The sequence below is a fragment of the Gemmatimonadaceae bacterium genome (genome assembly GCA_036003045.1).
GTDB lineage: Bacteria > Gemmatimonadota > Gemmatimonadetes > Gemmatimonadales > Gemmatimonadaceae > JAQBQB01.
In genome coordinates this window covers 43,599-50,140 of sequence record DASYSS010000090.1, presented here as the reverse complement: position 1 = coordinate 50,140, position 6,542 = coordinate 43,599, and the positions used below count along the sequence as shown (strand labels likewise).

General features: G+C 61.7%; 8 protein-coding genes. 5 read left to right on the top strand and 3 right to left on the bottom strand.

Features of this window, described 5'->3' with window-relative positions; genetic code table 11:
* A partial coding sequence (locus VGQ44_20290; protein ID HEV8449179.1) for a hypothetical protein occupies positions 1-282 on the top strand: 282 nt, incomplete at its 5' end.
* Entirely contained in the window at positions 279-1,847 is a 1,569-nt protein-coding gene (locus VGQ44_20285; protein ID HEV8449178.1) for a hypothetical protein, read from the top strand. The genes VGQ44_20290 and VGQ44_20285, both read left to right, overlap by 4 nt.
* A 385-nt stretch (positions 1,848-2,232) precedes the next feature.
* Here VGQ44_20285 and VGQ44_20280 read toward each other — a convergent pair whose 3' ends face one another.
* A complete protein-coding gene (locus VGQ44_20280) occupies positions 2,233-2,766 on the bottom strand; it encodes a hypothetical protein (GenBank protein HEV8449177.1) in 534 nt (177 codons plus the stop codon).
* Positions 2,767-2,768: 2 nt separating this feature from the next.
* On the bottom strand, positions 2,769-3,692 hold the full coding sequence (locus tag VGQ44_20275; GenBank protein HEV8449176.1) for a hypothetical protein: 924 nt from the start codon (positions 3,690-3,692) through the stop codon (positions 2,769-2,771).
* A gap of 462 nt (positions 3,693-4,154) precedes the next feature.
* Between VGQ44_20275 and VGQ44_20270 the strand changes: the two genes are divergently transcribed.
* Positions 4,155-4,496 carry a type II toxin-antitoxin system RelE/ParE family toxin gene (locus tag VGQ44_20270; GenBank protein HEV8449175.1) on the top strand — a complete coding sequence of 114 codons (342 nt, stop codon included), beginning with the start codon at positions 4,155-4,157 and terminating at the stop codon, positions 4,494-4,496.
* Positions 4,497-4,510: 14 nt separating this feature from the next.
* Entirely contained in the window at positions 4,511-4,873 is a 363-nt protein-coding gene (locus tag VGQ44_20265; protein HEV8449174.1) for a helix-turn-helix transcriptional regulator, read from the top strand.
* A 39-nt stretch (positions 4,874-4,912) separates the two neighbouring features.
* Here VGQ44_20265 and VGQ44_20260 read toward each other — a convergent pair whose 3' ends face one another.
* Complete coding sequence (locus VGQ44_20260; protein HEV8449173.1) at positions 4,913-5,071, bottom strand: hypothetical protein; 159 nt, start codon at positions 5,069-5,071, stop codon at positions 4,913-4,915.
* Between the two features lie 878 nt (positions 5,072-5,949).
* Between VGQ44_20260 and VGQ44_20255 the strand changes: the two genes are divergently transcribed.
* Entirely contained in the window at positions 5,950-6,489 is a 540-nt protein-coding gene (locus VGQ44_20255) for a hypothetical protein (protein ID HEV8449172.1), read from the top strand.
* Positions 6,490-6,542 lie beyond the last annotated feature (53 nt).

Here is a 6,542-nt window from a genome sequence, read left to right as displayed (position 1 = left end):
CGAACCAAACGTGCCCATGCCGCGTGGACCACGACGGCTGTTTCCCAACTTGCGATTCGGCGCACGACGAGCTCGCATCCAGATCCAACGAAGGCTGTGCGCGTTCGGGTGACAGGCTTCCTGATGCTCGATCCGGCTCATCCGACTCACATCCGAGGGCACTGCACAGAGAAGTGCGACACCAAGACCTTCTATCGCGCAACGCTCTGGGAGGTCCATCCCGTGACTCGCATCCAAGTTCTCAAAAACGGCACGTGGGTCGAGCTGCCGGAACAGCCATGAAAAGCCCGATCGGTATGCTGATGGGGGTCTTGTTCCTATCTGGGTCTGGCTGTGGAGGCAGCACCGAGGAGCCAAATCCCGGGCCGGGCCTGCACGTCATCGGCACTCGTGAGATCACCGACACGGTCCTCACGATCCTGAAGGATCCGATGACGGTGGAGTTGCGGAACGCTGCCGGCCAACCCCAAGCCGGTGTGAGCATCGTGTTCGAGGGGCACGGCGCCAACGGGCTCGATACGATCGCATACCTCAAGAACCCCGGCGTAAGCACGACACCATCCAACTATCGGTCATTCAACGCAACCGCCACGGTCGTGACGGACGCAAACGGCCGAGCAGCGGTGTCCGTGGCGCTCGGATCGAAGGCCGGGAACGCTTCAGTCGTTGCAAGAGCGCTGACCGACGGGAGCATTGATTCGCTCACGCTCGTGGTCCGGCCCGGCCGGGCGACCGGTTTGGTGCTGCTGCCGAGTGACACGAGCCTCTTGCTCGGCCGGAGCTTTACGTTTCAAGCGCGTCAGACGGACAAGTGGAACAATGCCATCGACACTCCACTGACCGGGCTCTCCCTGAGCCTGGATTCCGGCTCGTCGATCACACCCGGCACCAGCGGTACAGTTTCCAGCACAGCGCTCGGTCGCGCCCTCATCACGCTTCGAGCCCTGGGCACAGTCGCGCAGGCTCGCATCAGTGTCGTCCCCGTTGGAACGCTCGCCATGTACGCAAGCGGCGGCGGAAGTTCCGGCGTCTACGTCGCGCAAACGGACGGAAGCGACGGCCATTGGTTGTACAAGGCGCCGGCACCCGGCCCGTTTTCCGGGCCTCGAGGGATCTGGCCAACGTGGTCGCCGGACGGAAGCTCAGTCGCGTTCACGCATGACAGGATCCTGGCCGTGGTACCCGCGAGCAACGGCGCATTTCGTGACCTGCCGACTCCGGCCCTGGCGATAGCCGAGGATGTTGCGCCGCGGTTCAGTGCCGACGGCCGTTGGATCTATTTCTCGAGCGGCGGTGTCAGCGCACCTCGCCTCTCGTGGCGAATCCACCCCGACGGAACGGGATTGGATTCCGTCGTCGATCCCGCGGGCCTCTCTGGTATATCAGCACCGCGGCCAAGCCCAGACGGCAGCCGACTGCTCGTACATGCCGGGTCCGCGCAGAGCAACGGCTTGTTCTTCTTGCCCACGAACGGCGGCCCTCTTCAGGATTTACACATTCCGGTGGCCCAAGGCGAGTGGTCGCCGCTCGGCGATCGCATCGCCTTTATTGCTCCCGTGCAGTCGGGATTTCCAGATGCCGGAATCCGCTACCTGACAGCCGCGGGACAGCCGTTGCAGGACCTGCATGCCTCGCCATTTCCGCCGACTGACCTCTCGTGGTCCTCGGACGGACAATGGTTGGTCGGCTCATTGGCATCCTATTACGCGGAGACAAGCTATGATCTGCCAATGTTCCCGAGACGAGTCGAGTTTGTGAACGTTCATACCGGTCTCACGATCCCCGCCTTTATAAAGGGGCCGCCTGACCTGGAATTCCGTCAACCCAGTTGGAAGCCCGTACGCTGACTGACGAGGAAAGAACTCCGCGCCTTCACCGCTCGAGCGCCGCAAGCTCTCTCACGCGCTCCAACAACCTCACCATCGCCCAGGTGTCCCGCTCGCAGTAGTCTAGCAAATCTTGCCTGACCCGCTCTCGCTCCTCCGCCGCGATCTTATGGCCCGCTGGCAGGAATTCGATTGTAGTAAGTGGGTGAAGGCGGGCGTCAACCTCGCGGAAATGGCGAACGATGGACCGCGGCCGCGTCTCGGATTTGACGGCGCGGCTCTTTCCTGTATCCCTCTGTCGATGCGCGGCTGACAGGCGGTTTCCAGACCTGGCGCCAATCCCGATGGTGCGCCCCCCTCTGACAGTCACCGCCACGCGGCACTCGCGCCGTCCCGGCGGCGAATGTCAGCTATGGACCGACGGAATCCGCGTTGCCGCGGGTGGCGACTCAATCGCGTCGGAGAAGCCAGCCACCGCGCGACCGGCTAGTGCGACACTCCCCTGGGCTCTCTCTACGAACTGAAGGAATTCCGGATAGGACTCGAACTCCCGGCGGAGGTCGACCCACTCCCTCCGGACAAGTGGCGTCCGCAGCATGCGGGTTAATTCGTCCTGCCAGATTGCCCACAGCTTCTTGTCCAAGTGGCCGTATCGAAAGAGATACAGCTCCTCGGAGCAGAGATTCAGGTATCTCAAGACACTGAGCGTTAGCTCGGGACTCTTTGGAGGCAGGACTCGATCGGAGTCAAGGCGAGCCAGCCTGGCGTCCGGCGGATAGCTGCTCATGATCTGCTCGTAACGCTCCGTATACGTCAGGAACGCTTGAGCGTTCGCTTGGCGGCGGTAGATCCGAAGCCCGAGTACCACGCCAGCAACGGTCGAAAGAACGCCAAGGACGGTAACGAGCGCGGTGATCTGCCCGAGTAATTCAGCGCTCATAGCTACGATTCCAGGATAGGGACACCGGGTAGCTCTCCCTCATGCGCGTCTGCTGCGTGCATGCGCCGCGAAATGATTTCGAGAACGTTCCGTGGTCCAAGCTGCGGAAACCAAGACCGATCCAGCTGCGCCAGGCGAAAGACGGCCGTCGACGCCGCATCTCGCGCTACTCCCTGGCCGGCCCAAAGGTTCGGAACGAATGTACTAAACGCAACACTCCACACATCCGCATCCATCTTCCACGCGGACCACGCGCCGAGTAGCGGAAACACAACTTGCGGCATGAACGCGATTTCGTTCAATCGATCGGCACAAGCCAGGCATGCGGTCAACGTCATTGGGGCGCGAACCCGAGACAATACGAGGAGGCCGTTGCCGAGTGAGGGATGCGGTGAGTTAGTGAGTAGCTCGATGAGGGCCGTGTCGTTGGCACCGAACGGTACTTCGACGCAGACACCGTCTGCTGACGCGCCCGCGCTGAACGCTCCGCCATTCGTCTCCTTCGCGAATTCGTAGACGGATTGCATTTCCTCGAATTCGGCGAACGCCGAATAGTTGCCTGATCGCTCGGCGATGAGCTTCGGCAAGCCGCGCATCTCGTCGGGTTGGTATCGCCTTCCCGACTCCGGGTGCTCGACAACGGCTACCTCACCGCCGAGTCGCTGAGCCAGATCGTCGGCCTTCTCCTCGGCCTCGATCAACTGCAGAATCGCGTAGCCATTGAGTTGTTGCTCTCGAAAACCAGCCGTCTCGTCGTGCACTGTCATCGCGTTCGCAATGGAGAGCGCGCGAGACTCGCGGTCGAAGATCCACGCGCTACCCGCTGCGACTCGGTTGAGAAGTGCCACCTCGCGTTCAACTTTGGAGTCGTCCGCTCGAATGTCCCTGACGACGGCGGTCACCGCGTACACGCGGGAGACGGACATTCCGACGTCCTCGAAAGGCTCCGAGGCGTGGACGGTCTGAGCAAGCCGCCATCCAAGCCAATGAAAGCCACGCGGGACGACGACTGACCATTCCTCGTCGATCATTAGCGACTTGTAGATGCCCGCCACAACACGCAGACCGGCGTCTGGTTCGGGCGGACCAGGCACGAGATTCATCATTTCCGGGAAGGGAATGTTCGCGAGCTCGACGTGAGACCAGGTCGACTGGAGCCACAGCCGTTGGCGGCAATGTCCGGCCTCCCCGTCGGCAACCTGCTACGAGCAAGCACCTTACGAAAGTAGTGTTGGAGCCCATTGTTCGGCAGCCTGGCCACGCCAAACCGCGTCGGGACGCCGTTCACGGGCTGCGGCACGTGTCGGGATTGCCCGGTTAGACTATTTTTGTTATATTTGAGTGCGGTCGAGAAACTCACCATTTAGGGATGGACCCAGGGCTATGATGTGGACAAACCGATCGTTTGGGTTGGGCAGACTCGGAAGGATCTGCGAGCGATGCCCGAGGACGTGAAGGACGAAGTTGGATTCGCGCTGGACGCGGCGCAGAAGGGCGGCAAGGTGTCGTACGCGGTGCCGATGCGCGGCAACCTGCGCTCGGTCGTCGAGATTCGAGTCGACGACGATGGCGACACGTATCGCACCATGTACACGACGGAGATGAAGGGCGTCGTGTATGTCCTCGACGTGTTCAAGAAGAAGTCGAAGCGCGGTATCGCCACGCCAAAGGAAGACCTCGATCGAATCCGCGCTCGCCTTAAAGCAGCGCGCGAGCATTTCAAGACTTAGATACTGGATGGACCATGACGACCAAAAAAAGGCTGCGAGCAGGTGATCGCAGCCGGATCGGCGACACTGACTTCGAGGTCGGCACCGGCAACGTCTTCGCCGACCTTGGGCTCGAGAATCCCGACGAACGGCGCGCCAAGGCTGCGTTGGCGGGCGCGATCAACGCGATCATCGAGCAGAAGGGCTGGACGCAAGCCGAGGCAGCCAAACAGCTACGCACGCATCAGCCAGTCATTTCCGCGCTGCGGCACGGACGGCTGCGCAGTCTGAGCTATGATCGGCTCGTCAATTGGCTCGTTCTGCTCGGACGCAGCATCGAGATTCACGTGAAGCCGGCGAGGAACGCGCACGTGGCGGTGGCCATCGCCGCTGGCTGATCTCGCCGGCGGCGATGGCCCGGAACCGCGAAGTCGCACTCAGTTCCCTGTTTTGGCCAGAGTGCCGACTCGCGTCCACGACGGATCCGGGTGCAACACCACCGCGATGTAGATCGCGTCTTTCGTCAGCGCCTCCGCCGGCGGCTTCCCCTGCGGCACGATCCCCTGCGTCATCTGCCCCTTCGCCTCGGCGTCCACTGGATGCTCACGCCAGACGACGGGCGGAGCGACGGCAAATTCATTGACTACTTATCGCAGCCGTTCACGTGGCGGCGCTACGATCCGCCGCTCTTCGATCTTCTTCGACCCGGACAACGGCATCGAGATCCCGTCGTGCCCCGTGGGCCGCAGGGACTCGAGCAAGTACCGGTTTAAGAACGAGATCGCCGCCGCCTTCGAGGCCGGGCATTCGATCCTCATCTATCAGCACTTCATCCGAGAACGCCGCGAATCCTTCGACGAGCGCTTGAGCCGCGGGCTCTGCGCGATCACCGCAGCGGCGTCAGTGCACTGCTTTGCCACGTCCCATGTCGCGTTTCTGCTGGTGCCGCAGCCGCGGCACGAGTCATCACTGCTCCAGACGCTGGCCGCGTGTCCAGCCAGTGGGTCGGCCATATCTCGCACTCGACTTACACCGACCTCCAACGGGCCTGATAGCCGGACAGCCCTACGGACGACCCCGCTTGTCTCGGCATCTTCGCGCGCTGGAGCGCCCTCTATCTATAAGGAAGGGCGTGAAGGAAGCGCGTGCCGCAGCTCGACAGCCGCGCCACCCGGTCGAAAGACGGTGACTTCGGTGCGTCATCCACGCGAAACTCATTTTGTTGGGAGCCATTGCTATTTGGTGATCGAACTGTATTTTGGCCGAACCTCCTGGCGAGTGAGGTCGGGCTGTCAGAGAGGCTGCAATGATTGACCAGGCGTGATCGGTCCGCCCAACGAAAACGAGGAACGCTCATTTGAGCGAAAGCATTTCGCGCCGACCTTCGAGCAAGTGGTGCGCTGACGAGTCAGGCGGACGCCGATGATGTCAGTGATGCCACGCTCCTCGAGCTGCAGGGGGATGGATCTCAAACATGAGCGACGCCGCAGACTTCAGCGAAGACAAGTTCGCGATTTTCCCAAATCATGTTCAGGATCGTGTTGACGAGGCGATCGACGCGCTGGGTTCGAAGAAAACGCTGTTCCGTAGCGCCGCGCTCAGTCAGCTCACTTCATGGCTGGAGCTCGAGGATCATGCGGTCGAGCTCGTGTGCCGTGAATGGACATGGCAGAACGGTGAAACGCTCGAATGGCTGCAGGGCCATCTTCAAGAGCAAATCGCCGACGAGGAGCGGAAGCTCGCTCTCCCAGAGCGGCTAGCACTAATGCGGGGCATCATGCAACGGGTGTTCGAAGGCGATCCCGAATTGCTCGGCGAAGAGTACGGGGTGCTGATCGTGTGGTTCCTGGCGTTCATCTCCGCGGGAAACTGGCTGTACGGCATGCACGGCCGCCTGTTTCGTCTCTCGCGCGAACAGTTCGACGCGATCCACTACGGCGGAATGGCCGTCTACAAGATCGGGATTCTGCTCTTCAATCTCGTGCCGCTCATCGCGCTCTCGACGCTTCGCTGAGACGATGCTCGATAGCACGGCGGGCAAGAACCTATTGAAACTCGCTCCCCACG